This is a genomic window from Halalkalibacter suaedae (assembly GCF_017939705.1).
Taxonomy (GTDB): Bacteria; Bacillota; Bacilli; order Bacillales; family Bacillaceae_D; genus Halalkalibacter; species Halalkalibacter suaedae.
The window spans coordinates 283,499-300,081 of sequence record NZ_JAGKSQ010000005.1 but is presented as its reverse complement, the minus strand read 5'-3'; the positions used below and the strand labels follow the sequence as shown (position 1 = coordinate 300,081).

The window sequence follows — 16,583 nt, the reverse complement described above, 5'->3', positions numbered from 1 at the left end:
GAAACCAATATCCTCATCATAAAATGATCGAAAGGTGGTGAGGATATGGAAATCAATAAACATAAAGCTACTCAGAAATTACAGGTAGAAGAGAAAGATCCATTAGAATTCTTTATCCCTGATTGCTGTTGTCCTGAGCGCTACCCTACACCAATGGTTCCTTCACCTACAAGTTGTGTAACAGAAGAAGAGCTTGAGGAGATAGAGGAGAAAATTGATGAGGCCAATGCTTTATTGCTAATGCTTGGTCTTGGAGACGATATACCTTCTAATCAAATGTTTCAACAGATTTTTGATGGTGTCATCGGACTAGAAGTTGAAATCATGCTTAATCTTGAAACACCAAAAAAGGTAGAAGGAAGAGTATTTCTTGTAGGATTTGACTTTGTGCTTCTTCATAATAGTAAGGTAGATAGAATTGTCCCTTTTCAGTTCATAGGTGAAATTAATATAGTTGGTCGTTATGCGAAGCCAAAGCACGTACTTGAATTACGCACGATTGATCCCTGTTTTAGACGTGATTTAACATACCACTTCGGTGAAGTTGTTTCAGCGTCTCCAGAATTATTACAAATTTTTTTTCGAATGGGACTACACGTCTATTTGTTACTTCTTGAGGCTAAAAGAGTGAAGGTTTATCTGGACGATGAGTTCTTTGAAGGCCTATTAAAAGATGTTAATAAGGAATCAATTGTGGTTAAAGTCAAAGAAGAAATGAAAATCATTCCACTTAAAAGTATCGTTTTATTAGAAAAACGATAAAAAAACAGCTTTCCAAACGAAAGGCTGTTTTTTTGTTTAAAGATAATCTTAGATTTCAAATCTTACAGATGCGAACTATTAGTTTCTTTTAAATGTGATCGCTTTTATCTTGTCAATAGGAACGAGTTTAATTGTACTAGTGTCTTTCTGGGTGTCGTACTCAATCTGATGATGGACAGAACTGTCATCTACTTGGTGTAGAGATTCGTTTACACTTTCTTTTATTTCACGGTTCTTATATTGATCTTCAACACATTGCTTAGAAGGAGGCTCCTCTGTCTGGTCATCGAGTATATCCTTATTGGTATTCTTAATTCGTTTTTCTATTTTTGGTTCAGCTTCTTTTACTTCTTTATGGCTTTTATGGCTGACAGAGTAATTGTTTTGTTGGTCTGAGTTTGATGGTAACAAAGAGGCAGGTTCGAAAGGTTGGTTGTCTATAGGAAGCATCGTTCGATTTAGTTGTCTAACTAGCCCTTCAAGTATCTCGCTATTTAAATCTCCTTCTGGCTCCTCCTTATTACATTTTTTGAAGAGAGGGCCGTTTAAAAGAGTAAGGATTAAATATGATCTTAGTAGCATTCTTAACTTACTGCGATGCTTCTGACTATCAGCAAGATGTTTCATTAAATAAACTCCCTTCATGCTACATACTTAATAACATTCGATATGACAATTAGTAAAAAGAGGCTGGGACATAACTAAAGTTTTTAGCTGAAACACCGAACAAAGCTATCACGTAGCGAAGTATATTTCAGGAGCGGTTTATGTCCGCTAACTATCATTGTGTCTATTAGTTCAATCACTTTTGTCCCAGCCTCATTTCAAAATTAAAGCATTCAATGATCGTGATCAGGTCGGCATTTTGAAGGGTACTTAACGTTTTCAATTTTATCTATTGAAAAGATCGTGTTGTGACAGTTTTCATCATTTGAATGAGTATCCTTTGCGTCCTCATCGGTTGCATTTTCTCGTTCTTCATCATCGGTTGATGCTGTGCTACGTTCTTCTACCTGCAACTCAACAAAATTTGATCCGACATAACACACTTTTCCATGTAAAATCTCATTGTTTTCTAATTCAATCTCAACATCACAACCAATAAGTTGTCTGAGTCTAAAGTTTAATCCGCCATGAAGTCCACCTAAACGTAAACGGAAATCATCATCACATAAATGTCGATGATGGTAGTGACAATCACAATCGTGATGATGAGAATGATTACAGTGATAACCACGATGATAATCATAGTGATCTGAATGACAGTTAGTTTTATGGTGATGATGATTTTTGTGGTCGTGATAAGTGCTTAATTTATGTCCGCACTTTGAACAGTATTTATGTTTCCTCATACTTGTCGTACCTCCTTTTTGTTAGTTAGACAACAATTTCATTTTGTCTGGTCAATCTCGAATGGAGTCTGATATTTCTTAAAAATGTAGTTACAATATCCTATGATGATCAAGTGAGTTTGAGTGGACGAAACCACCTATTATTCCAGAAAATGTGAACAGTGATAGGAGAGTTTTCATGGGTTTCTTCCTGCTATATAACTAAAAATCGCATTCTCAATTAATGAGAATGCGATTTGTTTAAATATTTTTCTCTATGTATGATCGTTATCTATTCCATCTCACATCCACTAGAGCATCATTGCTGCTATTTTCCCTTTTTTCCATTGCACTGATTGTGCCATCTCCTTCTAAAATTAATGCCTCAGCTTGTTCAAAGGAAGTCATACCATTTTTTCGTAATGCTTGTCGTAAATCCTCTTTTCTAAACTTTTCACGCTTAATGATCTCCTCATTGAACTCACCTTGATAATAAAGAAAAACAGGCTTGGCCTTAATTAAGTTTGCAAAAAAGGCAAACTTCACTTGTAGCTTAGAAAGGATCATTTGAAGTGCTGTCAGCATGAATAGCACTAATACCCCGTCTGCATAAGAGATACTTTTTGTTATGATAATGCTCGATAGAACATTACCGTAAGCAACTGTAATAATGAAGTCAAACATATTGACATTAGTTAGCGTTCTTTTACCAAATACTCTTAAGATAAAAACAAGTGAAGGATAGATTAACAAAGACATTAGAAAAATCCATAAAAGATCCTTTGAACTATCAAAAAGAAAAGAATCAAACATAGTAGCGTTCTCCTTTGTTATATTCATATGTCCAGGTTTGGGGCTACGTCTCATGATAGAGGGCTAGGACAAAGGTAATTTAACTAATAGAAAATCCGAACAATAGTGGTTGGTGGACGTAAACCGCTCTTAAAATATACTTCGCTTTGAGTCTTCGTATATTTCATACGCTACATTATCGCATTGTTCGGTATTTCAGTTAAACACTTTAGTTATGTCCCAGCCTCTTGCTCCAATCTCAGAAAAATTGTCTCAAAGGAAGCTCTATTCTTCATCCTCGAGATCTTCTATTAAATTTTTCATTTTAGCAATTTCATTACGTTGGGTCTCTATAATTCCATCAGCGAGATCACGCACTCTTGGATCTGAAATGTCGGCACGTTCACTTGTTAAAATAGCGATAGAGTGATGAGGGATCATAGCCTCCATGTAATCACTGTCGTCAACCGTCGTTTGACTGCGTAACATGAACAGCGAGAGGGAAAAGACAATGATACTTACTGCAGCAATCCCTATATTAACTTTACGGTTCTTTAGCATATGTAGCATAAAACCTAGCATGATGATTGTCATTGTCGCGCCCATTAACAAAGCCATATAGGCTCTAGTCTCACTAAAAAAGATATGATCGACATTATACGTACTTAAATATTTAAAAATAAACATGACAATGGTAGAAACTACAATCATACCAGCAAATTTAAGATATGGTTTCAAAATAAGACACTCCTTTATTTATATGGTTACTAATAAATACCCTAGATCTAAATAAAATAACCAAGTAGTTTCATACATTACACCAATAAATATCTAAATTGGCTTCTTGGAAGCGTTATTTTCTTGTTTGTGAAGATAACTGATTGTTAGGAATACAGTGGTCACAAAAGTAACAAATTGTGCAAGTTGCTATTATAATTTAAACTAGAATTTGTATGATCGATAAATCAATTCTTAACAATTCATAGATAAGAAGTTTAACAAGCTAACAACGAGAGGGGGTGGGTGAAGAAATGAGAATCAATGTAACAGATAAAATGATAAAAGAAATGTGTGGGATCGTGGCCTTTAAAAAAGGGGACTTTTTTTATCGCTCAAATAAAGTAATAATCAATCAGCATCAACATGATTTTTGTTCAGCGATCGTTAAAGGAACAAATGATGACTTCAATGTAACGATTCAAGAGGAAAATGACGACATTCAGTCAATATGTAGTTGTCCGAAGTTGGCTAATTTTGAAAAGGGCTGTCAACATGTTGCTGCTGTTCTAATCGCTCTTCGTGACCTAAGAAAGAATCTACCTACAACACACGAATTACAAGCTACGCAAATAGATAACCGTGAGCTAACAGAAAACTTTATCATGCTTTTTCAAGAAAACCGAAAAAGGACGAGCGGACACCAACGCTACTTTGAAAAAAGAGATATTCTTAATGTTAAATTTATTTGTAAGCCCGTTCTATATGGGAAGGGTCAATATGTAATTGGATTAGAAATCGAAATTAATGGTGTAAGAATACAATCTTTAAGAAGCTTTCTTCAAGCTGTGAAAATGGGTCGAGCTATGACAGTGTCGAGTAATAGCAACTACGATCCAAACAACCACTGCTTTTTAGTTGAGACAGATCGAGTAATTCATCAACTCATTGAGATTGTTGATGATGAGAAGGCCTTTCTAAATGCAAGTCTCATTGCTTCGAAGCAAACTTTATTTATTCCACCTTCCTCTTGGGAGAGACTCTTACCGATACTTACAGAAGCCCCATTCTCGGTGTTTGAGCATAGTGGCAAGTTACGTGTAGAAGAGGGTCCACCGCCTTTGGAGTTCAAATTTGAAGAGAGAGAAGGTGGAAACTATCAATTGATGATCAAAGGATTTGATCGCATGGTGGTTTTGCCTATGTATCGATCTGTCATTTATGAAGGAACGATCTTTCAGCTAGAAGATGAGAATTGTCAACGTTTGTTTGAACTAAAGCAGATGCTAGCGTCTCCTAGTATGACTATTATTTCTATTCCTAATCAACAAATCGGACTCTTCTTAGAGAAGATCGTTCCTGGTCTGAAAAAGCTTGGCACGGTTCAGTTAGCCAATACATTATCACAGAAACTTATAAAAACACCCCTTGTCGCCAAATTGTATTTGGATCGTCTCAAAAACAGATTACTTGCGGGATTAGAGTTCCAATATGATCATGTTATTATCCAACCATTAGAGAATCGTGACATTCCAACTGGACCGATGTTGATCAGGGATTTGGACCTGGAAAATGAAATTCTCGAGCTGATGGAAAGCAGCGGTTTCTCAAAAACAGATGGCGGTTATTATATGCAAAATGAAGCACTTGAATATGATTTTTTATATCACAAAATGCCAGAGCTTCAGAAAATGACACAAATTTACGCAACCACTGCGGTAAGAAATCGCATTATAAAAAAGAATACCCATCCTAAAATAAGAGTAAAGGTCAAAGAACGAACAAACTGGCTTGAGTTCAAATTTGAAATGGATGGAATTGCAGATAAACAAATCAAAGAAATTTTAGAAGCATTAGAAGAAAAAAGGAAATATTATCGTCTTCGGAACGGGGCTCTCCTATCTCTTGAAACGAACGAGATGAAAGAAATACAACGATTTCTAAATGCAGTTCCTACACAGGAAGAAGATTTTGAGGGGACATTAACAATACCTGTTATTGAAAGTCTGAGATTTATAGATAGTATCGAGGATAGCGACATTTTTAAGGCTGAGAAATCGTTTCAGCAATTCCTCGATACTGTCTTTAATCGAGAACACTTGAGCTATGAGATTCCGGCTAGTTTGGAACACATCTTAAGAGACTATCAGAAACAAGGATATCAATGGATGAAAATGATTGCTAGTTATGGTTTTGGTGGAGTGCTAGCTGATGATATGGGACTTGGTAAAACATTGCAAAGCATTACGTTTATTCTGTCTGAGATCTCAAATATACGAGAAAAGCACCAACCTGTCCTTATTGTCTGTCCGTCATCTTTAACCTATAACTGGTTAAATGAGATTGCAAAATTCGCCCCTGACATACAAGCGATCGTTATTGATGGAAATCAAGTTCAAAGAGAAGCATTATTAAACGATAGTGGGGATGTAGATGTTATCATCACGTCATATCCTTTGCTCCGGCGTGATAGTGGCATATATGAGAAACGGACATTTCATACTGCATTTTTTGATGAGGCTCAAGCATTTAAGAATCCAGTAACACAAACAGCTCGTGCTGTAAAAAAGATAAAGGCAAATCATTATTTCGGCCTAACAGGAACACCAGTTGAAAATTCAATTGAAGAGCTTTGGTCGATTTATTATGTTGTTTTCCCGCAGTTATTTCAAGGATTAAAAGAATACAGTCAACTCTCAAGGAAGGATATCGCCACTAGGGTTCGTCCATTTTTACTTCGAAGAGTAAAAGAAGATGTTCTTGCTGAGTTACCTGAAAAGATTGAGTCACTTGAATCAGTAGATTTATTTCCAGAACAAAAGAAGCTCTATGCAGCTTATTTGGCAAAGCTCCGACATGAAACGTTAAAGCATTTAGATAAGGACACTCTTCGCAAAAATCGAATAAAAATATTAGCTGGATTGACGCGTTTACGCCAAATTTGTTGTCATCCTGCTCTGTTCGTTGATGGCTATAATGGAAGCTCTGCAAAATTCGAACAGCTCCTAACGATTCTAGAAGAATCAAGACTTGCTGGAAGAAGAGTACTGATATTCTCACAATTCACTAAAATGCTTGATTTAATTGGAAGGGAAATTCACTTGAGAGGACAGCAGTATTTTTACCTAGATGGACAAACCCCCTCGAAGGAAAGAGTAGAGCTCTGCAATCGGTTTAATGCTGGTGAGAGAGATTTGTTTCTTATCTCCTTAAAGGCTGGTGGAACAGGGCTTAATTTAACAGGGGCTGATACGGTGATCTTATATGATCTATGGTGGAATCCTGCAATTGAGGAGCAGGCTGCAGATCGAGCACATAGAATGGGACAAGAAAACGTGGTGAATGTGATTAAGCTAGTTGCTCGTGGAACGATCGAAGAAAAAATGAATATACTCCAGGAGAAAAAGAAGGATCTCGTTGCAGAAATTATAGATGCACAAGAGCAAGTAACTACATCATTATCTGAAGCAGATATTCGTGAAATATTGAAAGTATAGTAGTAATAGGAAATTGTAAAAAAACTATATGATTCTAATGAAAGCAATTAAACGCATGCTCTTTGAAAAAAAGTGTGCGTTTAATTTTCGTTTTGAAAAAAGAATTGACGAAAGTTACTCAAATCAGTAAAATTACATGCATGTGCAATAATAGGTAGTGCAACTATTTAGAGTTAGAAAGGAGAACAAAATGGAGCGAGAAATTGAGTTAGGACTGGAATTAGCAAGAACCTATTTAGCTTTTAGAAGGTCAGTTACACGTCTTTTAACAAAGCATGATTTAACAGTTGAGCAATTCTCCATCATTAGCCAATTAAATAAAATGGATGGTCTTTCACAAAAGAAACTTGCTGAACAAACGGAAAGGGATCAGACGACCGTTGGTAAAATCCTAGATAAAGTAGTAAAAAAGGATTTAGTCGTTCGAAAGGAAGATCCTAATGATCGAAGGGCTGTAGTATTATCTATTACACCAAAAGGACGTGAGTTAATTACTCAAGTGTATCCTGAGGTCATGACAATTCAAGACCAAGCTTTTCAAGGAATGGGCGAGGATGAGACCAACACTTTTATCCAGTCTTTATTTAAAATTTACAATAATATTAAATAAAAATTTTTTTGTATTTATATGCACGTGCAACTAAATATAGAAATGAAAAGATGGATGGAGAGAATGTAACTTGAACTTACTTAAAACATTGAAACAGATGATGAAAATTCCACAAACAAAAGTGGGTCTGATTTTTGCATTTATTTTACCATTATTGTTTCTGGTCATCTGGATGACGGGATATGATCAAGCGACAGAAAGGCTTGATCAGTTGAAAATTGCAGTTGTAAACGAAGACGGGGAGCAAGGAGAGTTTATTCAAGAACAAATGCAATTGAATACCCCGTTTGATATGACTGTTGAAGCATCCTTTGATGAAGCAAAGGAACTACTTGATTCCGGTGACTATGCGATGGTTGTTGTCATTCCAGAACTGTTTGCACAGACTATCAATTCGAATCAAGAAACGAATCTTACCTTTTATATTAATCAAGCAAATGCACAAATAGCCACTTCAATTGTTGAAAATGCAGCAAAAGAACTTGCTGGAACAATTGGTCAGCAGTCCGCTGTCAACGCCGAAATAATCAAAACAAACTCAATTTCTAATTTTGCGACATCAATGCTCCCTATGATTCTTGGTTTTATCACGTATATTGCTATAATGACAATGGCAATCCAGTTTAACCTTGTATCAATGATCCTGCAAAAACATCATTCGGTGAAGCAGATCTTTTGGAGTAAACAGTTACTGCTAATCGCCATCGCACTGCTTATGCCACTATTTACAATTGGCCTTTCATTTCTCTTTAATGATGTTGCTAGTCTGTTCTGGGAAATGTATGGTTTTCATGTACTAGTTACTCTTTCTTGTATTAGTTTCACTCAGATGAGTTTTACTTTATTCGGAAATGCAGGTGCTTTATTTAATGTTGCAATGGTTCCTCTGCAATTATTAACGGCAGGTAACATCATTCCTACATCAATGCTAGCACCGTTATACCAGAATCTTGGTGGGTTTCTTCCAGCATCAAATGGTGTTCAAGGATTTACAAAGCTCATCTACGCAGGCTCTTCAGTAAATAGCATAGCAGTTAATTTGGTACTGATCACCGTGATTACTTTTGGAATAACGATTATTGCAATACAATTAAAAAGTAAATCAACTCTTGCGACGATGGGACAAGTAAACCAGCCAGCACATTAAAAAATTGCAAATAAAACTTATATGAGGTGTTAGTTTGACTAAGAAAATGAAAATTGAACGTCCGAAAATTCCAGTTGGCCTACAATCAATTGATTTTTATGATATATATGAGGATGAAGATCGGTATCTATCGAATGGTCAAATTGAGGCAGCTAGAATAGATAATGAAGAAATTGAACAAGTTATTCTTTCTAAGGTTGTCTTTAAAAATGTTACATTCATTAATACAGCACTCAGGAAAATAGATATGACAGATGTTCATTTTGAAAACTGTGATTTATCAAATGCGAGCTTCAGTGAAGGGCTCATCCATAGAGTCACATTTAAGGAATGTAAACTTACCGGATTTGATTTTTCAAAAGCGAACCTTGGAAATGTGACATTTGAAAACTGCGTTGTAAATATGAGCGATTTTGTAGAAGCACGTTTGAAACAGGTTAGGTTTGAAGCATCGTCATTACAGAGTGCGAACTATTCAGATAGCAGCTTTCACAAAGTTGAATTTGACCAATGTAATATTGATGATATCGATTTCACTCAAACGATTCACAAAGGGATTGATATTAGTACATGTTCATTTGATCGAATCAATGTTGCATTAGGGAATTTAGCAGGATTTGAAATATCCCCCGAACAAGCAATTGGATTTGCAACGATGCTAGGTTTGAAGATTAAGCAGTAAATTTAATTACACTCTATGAACAAAATCAATTAATTATGTAAAAAGTGACTTCACCGTTTGAAATGATGGATGAAATCACTTTTTTTGAATACCTATTAAGAGTAAAAGGTTACCCTTGTAAGGAAATTAATTTTCGATTACATAATTTGAATTTATTTCATCATAAGTTAATAAATGTTTAATATTAAAACGAGACTTTCTCTTCTTGTGATTTAAATCGGGTTGGTAGAATGGGGTTCAATCCTATTAATTAGGGTATTTATAACCCCTTACAAGAAAGATTTCTATGTGGAAAGTTTGATTTTATCCCATAGATCCACTTTTAACATAACTCTAGAACAGGCTTAATACTCTTCTATTACATTGATATTGTACGTAAAAACAAAATGGGAGAGTGGAAAACAAATGAAGAAATGGATGAAGCATGTTGCTCTAACTATGTTTACTGTAGGAGTATTAACACAAGTTACATTGCCGGCAGCTTCGGCAAATAACACACCAGTCCCAGATGAAAAACTAATTAATGTTGCACATCGTGGTGCTTCTGGACATGCACCGGAACATACAATGGTCGCGTATGAGCTTGGTCGTGAAATGAAGGCCGATTATATTGAAGTTGATTTACAAATGACCAAAGATGGTGTTCTAATTGCCATGCATGACACAACAGTTAATCGGACGACGAATGGAGCGGGGGCAGTGTCGAATATGACCCTTGCTGAGATTAAGCAGTTAGATGCAGGCTCATGGTTCAACTCTCGTTATCCAGAAAAGGCAAATGAGGATTATATTGGGTTACAGGTTCCAACTCTTGAAGAAATTTTTGAAGAATACGGGAGAAGCACGAGGTATTACATCGAAACCAAATCACCAGTGCTGTATCCAGGTATGGAAGAAGAACTCTTAAGATTAATTGACGAATATAATCTAACTGGAGCGAATGCACGTTCAAGCAAGGTTATTATTCAATCCTTTTATCCTGATAGCCTAAAGCATATCCATGAAATGAATGATCATATTCCACTGGTTCAGTTACTAAATCAGCCTAAATTGGGAGTTGATGCAGTAGGTGAGCTAGAGAAGATTAAAGAATATGCAATTGGAGTAGGTCCGAGTTTTGCTAGAATTAATGAAGACTATGTTCAACAAGTGAGAGCTGAAGGACTTCAAATTCATCCATATACCATTAACACAAGAGAGCAAATGGAGCTTGCATTAACATGGGGTGTCAATGGAGTATTCACTAATTTTCCAGATTTATTTAATGAAGTTATTAAAGATTTTAAGAGAAGATAAATAGAGTGAAAATTAAGCAAGGGTCGGAATTGATCCTTGTTTTTTCTTTGTCTAAGAGAGTATAACAGCATATAATTTCATACAGAGCCAAATAGAGGAGGAAGACATGAGAACCAAGATATCTCGAATCGACAAAGAACAAGCGTGGGACTTAAGGCATAAGGTGATGTGGCCAGAAAAAGACATAGAGTATAGTAAATTAGCTGATGATGATCAAGGTGCTCATTACGGGCTATTTAGAGAAGAATCACTTCTTTCTGTCCTTTCGCTTTTTATTAAGAACGAAGAAGCCCAATTTAGAAAGTTTGCTACACTAATAGAGGAGCAAGGGAAAGACTATGGAAGTCAATTATTAAGCTTTGTTCTGGATGAAGCAAAAAAAAAGGGTGTGAAAAGAATTTGGTGTAATGCTAGAGAGAATAAGAAAGAGTTCTATTTGAAATTTGGTTTATTTGAGACCAATATGCGTTTTGAAAGAGGAGGAAAATGCTATATCATTATGGAAAAGCGATTATAACGTGTTGTCTTGGCTGCAAGTTGAACTGCAGTAAAGAAGTACATATTTTCTAGTTGAAGGTGAGTGGAAACCATGTCAAAAAAATTATTCTATCAAGATCAATACATCCGTTCTTTTACATCAAAAATAAAAAGATGTACTGAGGATGAAAATGGCCGGAGATTTGTTGTGTTAGAGGAAACAGCTTTCTATCCGACTGGTGGTGGACAACCGCATGACACCGGTACTCTTAATGAATTGAAAGTTTATGATGTAGTAGAAGTAGATGGAGAAGTTCGCCACTATCTTCAAGAATCAATTGATGAAAATCTTGAATGTGTAGGTAGTATTAATTGGGAACGACGCTTTGATCATATGCAACAGCATGCTGGACAGCATATCCTCTCTGCTGCCTTTGAAGATGTCTTTTCTTTAAAGACGACAAGCTTTCATTTAGGAACGGACATCTGTACGATTGATCTTGACGTAAGCAATCTGACAAACGAAGTGGTTGAGGAGGTAGAGAAGCTAGCTAATACCGTTATTTTAGAAAATCGTCCAATTGTCGCGAAATGGTTGACCGCGGATGAGGCTTCAAGCTTTCCGCTTCGAAAACAATTATCTGTTGAAGATAACATTCGAATCGTCATTATTGAAGAGTTTGATTATAATGGCTGTGGCGGCACACATCCTAGCTCAACAGGTCAGATTGGTTCGCTGAAAATCCTACAAGTGGAAAGGCAAAAGAAACAGGTACGTGTACACTTTGTTTGTGGAAATAGGGTAATCCAGCAGCTCGGCGAAAAGCAAAAGGTGATTCAGGAGTTGACTCCGCTTTTAAACAGCCCTCAACCGCAAATGAAGGAAGCTGCAAATAGAATCTTACAGCATTCTAAAGACCTTGAGAAACAAGTGGAGCAATTAAAGGTGAGAATACTCGAGTATGAAGCGGAGCATTTTTTAGACAAAATGGAGTGTGTACATAGTCAACAAATAATTAGAAGTACATTCAACAACCGTCCTATTTCTGAATTGCAGCAATTAGCTAGAATCATTTCAGGAAACACGAATAATACAGTAGTGCTATTTGTAAATGAGACTGGTGAGAATTTACAAGTTGTCTGTTCAAAGGACAAAGAGTCCTATCTTGATATGAATCAGTTAGTAAAGGCGATCCTACCATTAATAAATGGAAAGGGTGGAGGCAATGCGATGTTTGCTCAAGGTGGAGGAGACAAGACAATGTCTGCTGAACAACTAGCTGAAGCCATTCTTCATTTAATTGATTAACGACTCGACAATGAGACTTAGATGCAAAAGGAAAAGTTTAGACTAAAAAGTGCAAAGTAGCCCACTGAAAAAGTGCTCATTTTTTAGGAAGTGAAAGGTTGGATTTTATCAAATCTTCAGCCTGTCGACCAAGTCTCGTGCAGCGAGACGGACGACAGGTTATTGGTATTTAAAGAAAGTGGCCGGAAAAGTGCTTCGAACACGCTACCGGGATGGGGGGCACGCTTTCCGCAGGAGGGCGTTGAACTAACCGGCTACGCCGGTGGATTTCAACCTGCCCTTTCCTCCTGCAGGAGTCGGCCCGCCCATCCCGTCCGCTTTGATACAGGGGAGATAGAATTTCTCTTCTCTTAACAGTGAAAAACTTTCTGCATGAAAAGAAGTAATCATAAGTGTTTTTTTGGAGCTGTGTCAACACACTAACTATCTCTTTTTCGGGTTTGAGTAGTTTAGACACTTTTGTCTCGATCTCTGTCTATTTAGAGAATGTAAGACAACTAAATCGGCAATACTCTATATTATATTAATCAAGATCATAGATCGGAGGCGGGCGGATTATTATGCCAAGAAAGCAAGCAACGAGTGAGGAGCAGGAAGAACCTGTACATAGTATTGAGGACGGTGTAGCTGAAACGGAAATCGAAAATCTTAATCGTCTTTTAGCGGCTGTGTTAACTTATTTATCGGATGATGAGGTCGAGGAAATAGATATAGAGTACCTACTGACAAATACAGAAGGTTTACGTGACTGGTGGGAAAACTACCGTGAAAGTAATCGGAAACTAATTGAAGATGAAATTAAAAAGTCACTCGGTGATCTATCATTGAAGGAGCTAGAACGTATTCATGAAAAGATAAAAGAAAAAGAGTGAACAAATGACTCTAGATTGCAAATGGGATAATAAGGTGAAAAAAGAAAGGCCACTGAAAAAGGTGTGATTTTCAGTGGCCTTTCAACAGTTTCTAATAATCTAGTACCTTACGTAACAAATTCAATGAATTGTGGTTCTCTCATTTTTCTGGATTTAGTATATTTCACTCGACATTTAAGTGGGGGGGCGTCAAAGAGTACAACGTCCCTATCTAGATGGTTCTTTAGATGGGCGGTGTTTTGATAGACCTCGTTCATTATTTTCGAAGTAACCCCGTTTTCCAACAGCCCTGCAGTGTCTCCGTTCTCAAAGGATACTAGTAGGCTTTTTTTGTCTTTACGGTAGCCTTTAATCCAGACATCCTCATAAGAATAATTTAAAACCTTTAACCAGGCTTGCGAGCGTTTATTTATTTCGTACCTTGAGTCTTTGTGCTTCATCACGATTCCTTCAAGATCATGAATACGACATAATTCAAATAAGGCAATGCCACTATTTTCAACAGATAAAACCTTTGATAAAAGTGGACTGTCTTCAGGGATAAGTTCATTTAATAATGCCTTCCGTTCAATCAGAGATAATTGAACAACACTTTTACCATTATAATAAAGTACATCGAAGGCACAGTAGGAGATCATTCGATTATCATTTGAGTTAAGGAGTCGAGTTTGAACAGCCTCATAATCAGGTTTTCCTTGATCATCAGTAAGAACGATTTCACCATCGAGGATGATACCCTTTGGGAGTTGGAGAGAATGAAGCTCAGGGAAGCGATGAGTCACATCTGTTTTAAAACGCGTGAAAAGCTTAACTGAACCTCCGACAGTTGATAACATTAAGCGAATCCCATCTAGCTTGAGCTCGGCTAGGTAGTCGTGATCATCAAACGGATTGTCTGTTTGTGATAACAACATTGGGCTAATAAACATCATATATCACCTCAATTAAATTATAGCACGGGTAAAACAAGCATTCGTGAGGTAATATCTGTTACTACGAGAAGTTAGTTAGAAATCACATTGTTTGATTATAAGAAAAGGAATCTACTCAAATGTTGAGCAGATTCCTTATTGAAAAATACTTTACTTGTTTTCGCTATTTACAAGTCTCACAAGCATATGTGCGAGCATATGCTTCTCCTCTTTGTTTCCAACTTTCCATAGCTCATATAAAAGATGCTCTTCGCGATTTTTGGGTTCAACATGTGCAGCTAAATAATCACCAATTTTTTGAGCAGCTATAGCCATTTGTTCTTCATTCATGCCTAATTTATCTGCTGTCGCTACCTTTTTTCCTAGGTATTCTTTAAACTGTTGGAAATTTGATAGAATGTCCTCTTCTTTGTCCGATGACATGTCTGCAAGATGGTCTTGAACCTTAGTAGCAATTTTCGTATCAGTCGTATTATGTGCCATTCTTTCTCATCTCCCTTTCGTGTTTTTTGAATACAGTGGTTGTCTTCCCCTTTTGAAGAAGGTTAAACATATTTGGTAGTGTGTTCTAGCTGTGTTTGACTGTTCATGGTAAAAATGGTATGTTCCGAATGATGGAATGCAGGAAACTTATATAGGTATCCGGTTTTATAACTAAGAAAAGAAGCAACAACAAGGAGCAGGTAATGAAAAATTTCAGACTTGATATTCAGTATGATGGTGGACGATACAAAGGCTGGCAACGGCTTGGTGATGATGATAATACAATACAAGGGAAGATAGAAAATGTTTTAAGCGAAATGGTTGGAAGGAAGATTGAAATCATTGGAAGTAGCCGAACAGATGCTGGTGTTCACGCATTTGATCAGGTGGCTAACTTTAAAATGAGTGAATCGTTTTCAGAAGCCGAGGTCAAGAGCTATTTGACTAAATATTTACCGCAAGATATTAGTATTACGAAGGTAACGATTGTACATGATCGCTTTCATGCCCGTTACAATGCAAATGATAAGACGTATCTATATAAGATTTGGAATGAAGAACATCCACATCCTTTTATGCGTAAATATAGTATACATGTCGAAAATAAGCTTGCTATTAATCAAATGAGAAAGGCAGCAGCTTATTTTATAGGAGAGCATGATTTTACCGCATACTCAAATGCGAAATCCAAGAAAAAATCGATGATCCGTACGATACATGCAATTAACATTGACGAATCAGAAGGTTTTATTTTCATACGAGTAAAGGGAGATGGCTTCCTCTACAATATGGTAAGAAAAATGGTAGGTACTCTTATTGAAGTTGGACTCAATCAAAAAGAAGCAGAGCAAATTCCTACAATTATTTCATCAAAGGAACGCAATCAAACAGGTGGGATGGCAGATGCACGAGGGTTACACTTAGAGAAGATTGAGTTTTAATATTAAATAGGACAAAGACCAAGAAGGTAATCTATTTGAGTAACTTTCTTAGGTCTTTTTTTTGTCTATTCACAAAGGCCAATCATAAATAGAAAGGTATTCTAATATTCTATAGAAGATGCTTTCTTAAAAAAATAATTCTTTCAGTTAAGGACAAAAAGAAATAAAATAAAAGAAGTGTGTCGAAATAGTTAGAGGTTAGGAGGAATAATGATGAAAATAGCTTTTTTTCTATTACCAAAAGCCGAAGTAATATATATGAATGAATATTCAACGCTACGTCAAGTTATTGAACGGATGGAATATCATCGATATACAGCCATGCCTATCCTAGATAATTCGGGTAAATATGTTGGAACGATTACAGAAGGAGATATTCTCTGGAAGTTAAAAGAAAGTTTAAATTTTTCCTTTGAAGATACAGAAAACGTACTCTTGAAGGATATTAAACGTAGAATGGTTAACAAACATGTACATATTGATGCTGAAATTGATGATTTGCTATCATTAGCCATTGTGCAGAACTTTGTGCCTGTTGTAGATGATCAAGACATTTTCATTGGTATTATTCGTAGACGAGAGATTATTGAATATTGTACAAAAATGTTGTTAAAGCAGAAAGAGGAACAAAATTAAAAAAGAATACAACAAACGTCTGTATCCATTGATGGATTGCAGACTTTTTTTGTTTTAAAAAGGGAGACTGGTGTCTTTTTAAAAGTACTCCTGGTTAGA

At 36.3% G+C, this 16,583-nt stretch carries 17 protein-coding genes; 11 read left to right on the top strand and 6 right to left on the bottom strand.

Annotation, left to right across the window (positions count from 1 at the left end):
- Window positions 1–45: 45 nt before the first annotated feature.
- Complete coding sequence (locus tag J7W16_RS14060; RefSeq protein ID WP_210597951.1) at window positions 46–762, top strand: hypothetical protein; 717 nt, start codon at window positions 46–48, stop codon at window positions 760–762.
- A gap of 78 nt (window positions 763–840) precedes the next feature.
- Here the strand turns inward: J7W16_RS14060 and J7W16_RS14055 are convergent, their stop codons facing one another.
- From J7W16_RS14055 to J7W16_RS14040, 4 genes are all read right to left on the bottom strand, one after another.
- Complete coding sequence (locus J7W16_RS14055) at window positions 841–1,389, bottom strand: hypothetical protein (RefSeq protein WP_210597950.1); 549 nt, start codon at window positions 1,387–1,389, stop codon at window positions 841–843.
- Between the two features lie 212 nt (window positions 1,390–1,601).
- Complete coding sequence (locus tag J7W16_RS14050; RefSeq protein ID WP_210597949.1) at window positions 1,602–2,114, bottom strand: hypothetical protein; 513 nt, start codon at window positions 2,112–2,114, stop codon at window positions 1,602–1,604.
- 267 nt (window positions 2,115–2,381) lie between these two features.
- Window positions 2,382–2,906, bottom strand: a complete 525-nt coding sequence (locus tag J7W16_RS14045; protein WP_210597948.1) for a DUF421 domain-containing protein — start codon at window positions 2,904–2,906, stop codon at window positions 2,382–2,384.
- A gap of 264 nt (window positions 2,907–3,170) precedes the next feature.
- The gene (locus tag J7W16_RS14040; RefSeq protein WP_210597947.1) at window positions 3,171–3,623 is read right to left on the bottom strand and encodes a DUF305 domain-containing protein; all 453 of its coding nucleotides are present in this window, start codon (window positions 3,621–3,623) and stop codon (window positions 3,171–3,173) included.
- A gap of 293 nt (window positions 3,624–3,916) precedes the next feature.
- Here J7W16_RS14040 and J7W16_RS14035 point away from each other — a divergent pair, with 293 nt between their 5' ends.
- The 8 genes from J7W16_RS14035 to J7W16_RS14000 all read left to right on the top strand — a co-directional run bounded on the left by J7W16_RS14035 (window position 3,917) and on the right by J7W16_RS14000 (window position 13,492).
- Complete coding sequence (locus J7W16_RS14035) at window positions 3,917–7,099, top strand: DEAD/DEAH box helicase (protein WP_210597946.1); 3,183 nt, start codon at window positions 3,917–3,919, stop codon at window positions 7,097–7,099.
- A 190-nt stretch (window positions 7,100–7,289) separates the two neighbouring features.
- A complete protein-coding gene (locus J7W16_RS14030; protein WP_210597945.1) occupies window positions 7,290–7,709 on the top strand; it encodes a MarR family winged helix-turn-helix transcriptional regulator in 420 nt (139 codons plus the stop codon).
- A gap of 70 nt (window positions 7,710–7,779) precedes the next feature.
- Window positions 7,780–8,856 (top strand): YhgE/Pip domain-containing protein, encoded by a 1,077-nt coding sequence (locus J7W16_RS14025; RefSeq protein WP_246880010.1) that lies wholly within the window; start codon window positions 7,780–7,782, stop codon window positions 8,854–8,856.
- Window positions 8,857–8,890: 34 nt separating this feature from the next.
- Window positions 8,891–9,538 (top strand): pentapeptide repeat-containing protein, encoded by a 648-nt coding sequence (locus J7W16_RS14020; RefSeq protein ID WP_210597944.1) that lies wholly within the window; start codon window positions 8,891–8,893, stop codon window positions 9,536–9,538.
- A 405-nt stretch (window positions 9,539–9,943) separates the two neighbouring features.
- Window positions 9,944–10,834 (top strand): glycerophosphodiester phosphodiesterase, encoded by an 891-nt coding sequence (locus J7W16_RS14015; protein ID WP_210597943.1) that lies wholly within the window; start codon window positions 9,944–9,946, stop codon window positions 10,832–10,834.
- A 106-nt stretch (window positions 10,835–10,940) separates the two neighbouring features.
- A complete protein-coding gene (locus J7W16_RS14010; protein ID WP_246880009.1) occupies window positions 10,941–11,351 on the top strand; it encodes a GNAT family N-acetyltransferase in 411 nt (136 codons plus the stop codon).
- Between the two features lie 72 nt (window positions 11,352–11,423).
- Window positions 11,424–12,620 (top strand): alanyl-tRNA editing protein, encoded by a 1,197-nt coding sequence (locus J7W16_RS14005; RefSeq protein ID WP_210597942.1) that lies wholly within the window; start codon window positions 11,424–11,426, stop codon window positions 12,618–12,620.
- A 560-nt stretch (window positions 12,621–13,180) separates the two neighbouring features.
- A complete protein-coding gene (locus J7W16_RS14000) occupies window positions 13,181–13,492 on the top strand; it encodes a hypothetical protein (RefSeq protein ID WP_210597941.1) in 312 nt (103 codons plus the stop codon).
- A gap of 107 nt (window positions 13,493–13,599) precedes the next feature.
- Here J7W16_RS14000 and J7W16_RS13995 read toward each other — a convergent pair whose 3' ends face one another.
- Both J7W16_RS13995 and J7W16_RS13990 read right to left on the bottom strand, forming a co-directional pair.
- Complete coding sequence (locus J7W16_RS13995; protein ID WP_210597940.1) at window positions 13,600–14,421, bottom strand: ATP-dependent DNA ligase; 822 nt, start codon at window positions 14,419–14,421, stop codon at window positions 13,600–13,602.
- Between the two features lie 153 nt (window positions 14,422–14,574).
- Window positions 14,575–14,907 carry a DUF3243 domain-containing protein gene (locus J7W16_RS13990; protein WP_210597939.1) on the bottom strand — a complete coding sequence of 111 codons (333 nt, stop codon included), beginning with the start codon at window positions 14,905–14,907 and terminating at the stop codon, window positions 14,575–14,577.
- A gap of 203 nt (window positions 14,908–15,110) precedes the next feature.
- On the opposite strand from J7W16_RS13990, the gene truA reads away from it, so the two are divergent.
- Both truA and J7W16_RS13980 read left to right on the top strand, forming a co-directional pair.
- The gene (gene truA / locus J7W16_RS13985) at window positions 15,111–15,848 is read left to right on the top strand and encodes a tRNA pseudouridine(38-40) synthase TruA (protein ID WP_210597938.1); all 738 of its coding nucleotides are present in this window, start codon (window positions 15,111–15,113) and stop codon (window positions 15,846–15,848) included.
- A gap of 213 nt (window positions 15,849–16,061) precedes the next feature.
- Window positions 16,062–16,484 (top strand): CBS domain-containing protein, encoded by a 423-nt coding sequence (locus J7W16_RS13980; RefSeq protein ID WP_210597937.1) that lies wholly within the window; start codon window positions 16,062–16,064, stop codon window positions 16,482–16,484.
- Window positions 16,485–16,583: the final 99 nt, after the last annotated feature.

Bases quoted from the DNA above. Each gene is read 5' to 3' on its own strand.
- J7W16_RS13980 (WP_210597937.1), top strand. From the start codon at position 16,062: ATGAAAATAGCTTTTTTTCTATTACCAAAAGCCGAAGTAATATATATG.
- J7W16_RS13990 (WP_210597939.1), bottom strand. From the start codon at position 14,907: ATGGCACATAATACGACTGATACGAAAATTGCTACTAAGGTTCAAGAC.
- J7W16_RS14045 (WP_210597948.1), bottom strand. From the start codon at position 2,906: ATGTTTGATTCTTTTCTTTTTGATAGTTCAAAGGATCTTTTATGGATT.
- J7W16_RS13995 (WP_210597940.1), bottom strand. From the start codon at position 14,421: ATGTTTATTAGCCCAATGTTGTTATCACAAACAGACAATCCGTTTGAT.
- J7W16_RS14005 (WP_210597942.1), top strand. From the start codon at position 11,424: ATGTCAAAAAAATTATTCTATCAAGATCAATACATCCGTTCTTTTACA.
- truA (WP_210597938.1), top strand. From the start codon at position 15,111: ATGAAAAATTTCAGACTTGATATTCAGTATGATGGTGGACGATACAAA.
- J7W16_RS14000 (WP_210597941.1), top strand. From the start codon at position 13,181: ATGCCAAGAAAGCAAGCAACGAGTGAGGAGCAGGAAGAACCTGTACAT.
- J7W16_RS14030 (WP_210597945.1), top strand. From the start codon at position 7,290: ATGGAGCGAGAAATTGAGTTAGGACTGGAATTAGCAAGAACCTATTTA.
- J7W16_RS14060 (WP_210597951.1), top strand. From the start codon at position 46: ATGGAAATCAATAAACATAAAGCTACTCAGAAATTACAGGTAGAAGAG.
- J7W16_RS14010 (WP_246880009.1), top strand. From the start codon at position 10,941: ATGAGAACCAAGATATCTCGAATCGACAAAGAACAAGCGTGGGACTTA.
- J7W16_RS14015 (WP_210597943.1), top strand. From the start codon at position 9,944: ATGAAGAAATGGATGAAGCATGTTGCTCTAACTATGTTTACTGTAGGA.
- J7W16_RS14055 (WP_210597950.1), bottom strand. From the start codon at position 1,389: ATGAAACATCTTGCTGATAGTCAGAAGCATCGCAGTAAGTTAAGAATG.
- J7W16_RS14035 (WP_210597946.1), top strand. From the start codon at position 3,917: ATGAGAATCAATGTAACAGATAAAATGATAAAAGAAATGTGTGGGATC.
- J7W16_RS14050 (WP_210597949.1), bottom strand. From the start codon at position 2,114: ATGAGGAAACATAAATACTGTTCAAAGTGCGGACATAAATTAAGCACT.